Genomic DNA, 4416 nt, shown 5'->3' on the forward strand with positions numbered 1-4416 from the left:
GCTTAATTCGCAATGGTGTTTTGATACCTGTCCTACGGACGGGGGTCAGTCCCATTGCACCCTTCGTGGTGCTTTTTCTTTTCCTCTTCCTCTATTGCCTTGAGGTGTAAATGTGTTCCTTTGCCCCGAAAAGTAAGAAGCTGGATATAACATTTCGTTTCTAGCCAGCTTCAACTTCTTTATTTGTCTTGATTTGCTTTTAGGAAATGACTAGGAGAATACTCCCCACTTTAGCCCCATCTTTTATGTACATCGCATGATTATTGCTTTTTCAGCAACATGCTACCAATCTCCTCTACAAGCATTTCCTTTCCAATTGGGCCAAAGGCTTTGGTGTTGAAAGTTTCATTGGTTACTTCATAGAGATGACCTTGTTGAACTGCCTTGTTGCTATTCCATACTGGGCTCTTTTTCAGTTCTGCGTAAACATCATCCGCTTTTCCGCCGAAATTGACGAGGAACATATGGTCTGGCTGAAACTTCGTCAGTCCTTCCAGCTCGATCATTTCCATTGTTTTATCGGCAGGTGTTCCGGCTACTGGCTTCAGGCCAAGATCAGTGAACAAAATATCTGCGTAACCATAGTTTCCGTACACGCGGAACAATTTAGGCGTTACTGCCAGGAACATAAAGGTCTGGTCACCGTACGCTTGCTCGAGTTGCTCGCGCATCCCTTTCGTCTTCTCGTCATAGCCAGCCAGCCATTTGTTGACGTCCTCTTCTTGTCCAAACAGGCGGCCGATTTCTTTAAACTTATCACGCCATTTGTCCATGTCTGTCTCCAGAACGACTGTCGGCGCAATTTTGGATAGTTGCTCGTACATCTTTTGCTGGCGGTTATTCATAATAATCAGGTCTGGTTTTGTTTCTATCACTGCTTCCAGATTGATAGAGTCATCCCACATCCAGCCAACCGGTTTTACATCTGTCAGCTTATCCGCTACGTGGGACATGATTTTTGTCTTATATGTATTGGCCGTAGCAACCGGCTTGTGTCCCAAAATTAAAAGCTCCTCTGCTGCTCCCGATACGTCTGCAATCCGCTTTGGCTCCGCCGGGATCGTCACTTCCCCCATTAGATGCTTGACTACGCGTGTCTCAGACTTTTTGGGTGCTTCCGAAGCCGTTTGGCTGCTTCCGCAACCCGTCGATACGGCAGTGACTACTGCAACCAAGCACGCCAGTACGATTCGTGTTCCTTTTTTCATACGCTCATTTCTCCTTGCCACATGGTGTTTTGTGTGAAGCATTACTTGATAATAATTATCATTATAAGTGACAGAGAAGATAATCACATATTCGAGTGAATATGTCAATCATTTTTATGTACATTGTGCTTATGTAAATAAAATAGGCGGTCCTTATGTTTTTCGACTATTAGGACAACCCTTTTTTTCTTGCAGATGTTACCTACGTTTTCCAGCCCGCTGGAGTGCTTCTGTACTCTGTTCCAAATCTGTTCGTCGACCTCCCCATTGGGGCAAAAGAAAAGGGAGTTGCATTAGCAGCTCCCTTAAACTATTTATTAAGAAAAACCTAGAAGAAATGAAATCTGCCCACAAAACAAAAACCCCCTCGCACCTATAGACACAAGAGGTTTCGCATATTAGTAAGCTGCCTAGATAACACCCGCATTGAATCCTTTTTTTCGCATCTCAAGGTTGAGACAATGTACTTTTCTGAGTGTAAAACAGAAGAAGAGCTCTTTCAAGCCATTGAGAATTACATATGGTTCTATAATAATGAACGGTTCCAGAAAAAACTAAACCAGTGTGCCCCGGTAGAATGCCGAATCACACGCCAAAGATACATGATCGCACAAGGGAAACACTTTATCTTGACCTCTGATTACTTGGACAGGTATTAATAGAACAACCCGTTTCCTAAAGCAGGGACGGGTTCTCTATTTCTTGAACATACTTTGAACATTTCGCTGACTGTTCCTTTGATTTGAATTTATTCCTTTTAATGTTTTGCTCAAATCAAAGAACTGTAATATATTTCAAAGGTGATTTGATCTATTATCCATTTTTAGAATTTAAAGGGGATCATTATGGTTTTGGCAAATGGTCCAGCAAGCAATTTTTTTGCTAATCACTTATGTTTTGTGTTTTATTTTTGGGGCAAAGTAGTTTGCAGGTATAGCTTGCTCCCTTTGCTCAGGCAGTACAAAGCGACCAATGCACTCCTCTTTCACTTTAGAGACGACTCAGAGTATCTGTTGGTTGAACACTCTAGATTGAAGGCTAAAAACATGGAACTAACTGATAACAGTGTACTTGTGGCGAAATATTACGGGAAATTTACGCGTTTTATATGAGGGGATAACTCGAGTAACTATAACACTTCCCGCCCCTGATAAAGGCTTACAGAAGATTATAGGCAATCACACCCCTTCGCCATAATACCGGGCAGTGCTATTATTTGAAAAAGAACTTATATTTGGAGGACAAAAGCATGACACAGAGAAAAATGCTGATGTTGATTGTGGTGCTGCTGATCGGCGCCGCCTATCTCTTTGGACTTGTGCCAATAGAGAACAAAACCGTCAGCAATGGGAACGTAGACCATACGATAGTTTTTCCATCTGATCGATACCCCGAGACAGCAAAGCATATCAAAGATGCGGTTGCTTCTGGTAAGTCATCTGTATGCACAATTGACCGCAATGGCGCCGATAAAAATCGCGATGAATCGCTCAAGGGTATTCCTACAAAAAAAGGGTATGATCGGGATGAATGGCCAATGGCCATGTGTGCAGAGGGTGGCACAGGGGCAGATATCAAATACATAAAGCCTTCAGATAATCGCGGCGCTGGATCTTGGATATCCAACCAATTAGAGGATTTTCCAGACGGGACAAAGGTTGAAATCGTGGTCAAATAAAGTCTCTGTTTCAAGTGCCCGCACTTTCCGGATACGAATAAACATTTCACAATAATGAACCCGTCTCCTTAAAACAGGGACGGGTTAGCTATTTCTTGAATACATTCTGGCAAATCGATTTTCGGGCTACCAACCATTGTTGATACAGGGTATGCACGCATCATATCCGAGTCATATGGTACTAGCAATGATTGGAGCAAGTTAGAATCAAACTTCTCACGATCTAACCACATTCCCTCGTCTTCCTGTCTCAGTATCACAGGCATCCGGTCATGAATATCAGCTACTACATCATTTGGTTTGGTCGTAACGATTGTGCAAGTGTGCAACTTATCTCCTATCGGGCTTGACCATGTATCAAACAGACCAGCGAAAGCGAACGGCTCACCACTCTTCATCATAATCCTCATAGGATGCTTAGCTTTTCCGAGTTTCATCCACTCGTAGAAGCCATCTGCAGGGATGATGCACCGTTTTCGCTCGAAAAGTTTTCGGAATGCCGGCTTTTCGGTTAACGTTTCAGACCTTGCATTGATCATTTTATATCCGCTCTTCTCATCCTGCGCCCACGACGGAACTAATCCCCATTTTAGCTGACCGATCCGCCGCTTACCTTGATCGGAAATAATAGCAGGAATTAATTGACCCGGTGCGATATTATATCGTGGCTGTATATCAAAAGGTATGACCTCGATTTGGAACCTTGCATTCCACAACTCCAGGTTAGTCACCAACGTAAATCGTCCGCACATACGATCACCTCTTACCACCATAATTGCCTAATGCTTATATGGTTAACCAGCAGTACGCGGACAATATGAAATCAACAAAGACTGGTCAGCGAAGTATACCGCTCTTTATCCAGGTCCACTTGCTTACTTGCTTATAGGCAGCATCTGTGAAGTCTTTATTAGTTACTTTTCACGATCCAGACGCACCATAGTGATTCCTTGTGTCGACGACTTGGTGAATTGTATCAATCCCAACATTTTTTGAGTAGCGCTTGGCTTGGACAAATTTCATGCCCGCCGCCACCATTACTCTCGCTTTTTCATCTGTCAAAGGCAGTGTACCATCGATTTCTTTAGAGTTTGCCATTTTGCTGATCCTCCTTTGATTCAACCCTGAGCTTTTCAATTACAAAAAAATCGTGTGATGGGATTGATTTGATAATTCACTTATTTCCATTGATTTTCAATTGATTGCCATTGTGTATTGATATATTATAAATATCCGAGAATTTTCTTATAGAAAGCAGATTCCCGGTGTATAAAAGTAAGCTTACAAGGAGGGGTTACTCATGAAAGTGAGACCATCTGTAAAGCCAATGTGTGAAAAATGTAATACCATTAGAAGAAATAGAACCGTCATGGTTATTTGTGATAACGCCAAACACAGGCAAAGACAAGGTTAATCATTGAACGTCAAAGGAAAGCATCGGGAGCCAATCATCGGCTCCTCTTTCTATATACGCCTAGCGAAATTTATGTGCTAGGCACAACTCCCGAATACGTGTCACTATTGGATTCG

At 42.6% G+C, this 4416-nt stretch carries 6 protein-coding genes; 3 read left to right on the forward strand and 3 right to left on the reverse strand.

Going from position 1 to position 4416, the window contains the following annotated elements:
- Window positions 1-260: 260 nt before the first annotated feature.
- The gene (locus tag ACQ5DJ_RS29775; RefSeq protein WP_429845604.1) at window positions 261-1208 is read right to left on the reverse strand and encodes an ABC transporter substrate-binding protein; all 948 of its coding nucleotides are present in this window, start codon (window positions 1206-1208) and stop codon (window positions 261-263) included.
- A 425-nt stretch (window positions 1209-1633) separates the two neighbouring features.
- Between ACQ5DJ_RS29775 and ACQ5DJ_RS29780 the strand changes: the two genes are divergently transcribed.
- Both ACQ5DJ_RS29780 and ACQ5DJ_RS29785 read left to right on the forward strand, forming a co-directional pair.
- Window positions 1634-1867 carry an IS3 family transposase gene (locus tag ACQ5DJ_RS29780; protein WP_429845609.1) on the forward strand — a complete coding sequence of 78 codons (234 nt, stop codon included), beginning with the start codon at window positions 1634-1636 and terminating at the stop codon, window positions 1865-1867.
- Between the two features lie 590 nt (window positions 1868-2457).
- Complete coding sequence (locus ACQ5DJ_RS29785) at window positions 2458-2886, forward strand: NucA/NucB deoxyribonuclease domain-containing protein (protein WP_429845605.1); 429 nt, start codon at window positions 2458-2460, stop codon at window positions 2884-2886.
- Window positions 2887-2954: 68 nt separating this feature from the next.
- Here ACQ5DJ_RS29785 and ACQ5DJ_RS29790 read toward each other — a convergent pair whose 3' ends face one another.
- Window positions 2955-3638, reverse strand: coding sequence for an SOS response-associated peptidase (locus ACQ5DJ_RS29790; protein WP_429845606.1), 684 nt, complete (start codon window positions 3636-3638; stop codon window positions 2955-2957).
- A 169-nt stretch (window positions 3639-3807) separates the two neighbouring features.
- Window positions 3808-4023, reverse strand: a complete 216-nt coding sequence (locus ACQ5DJ_RS29795) for a restriction endonuclease (protein WP_429845607.1) — start codon at window positions 4021-4023, stop codon at window positions 3808-3810.
- A gap of 163 nt (window positions 4024-4186) precedes the next feature.
- On the opposite strand from ACQ5DJ_RS29795, the gene rpmJ reads away from it, so the two are divergent.
- The gene (rpmJ, locus tag ACQ5DJ_RS29800) at window positions 4187-4300 is read left to right on the forward strand and encodes a 50S ribosomal protein L36 (RefSeq protein WP_429845608.1); all 114 of its coding nucleotides are present in this window, start codon (window positions 4187-4189) and stop codon (window positions 4298-4300) included.
- Window positions 4301-4416 lie beyond the last annotated feature (116 nt).

Origin of the sequence: Brevibacillus sp. FIR094, from assembly GCF_050477165.1 — a bacterium.
Taxonomy (GTDB): domain Bacteria; phylum Bacillota; class Bacilli; order Brevibacillales; family Brevibacillaceae; genus Brevibacillus.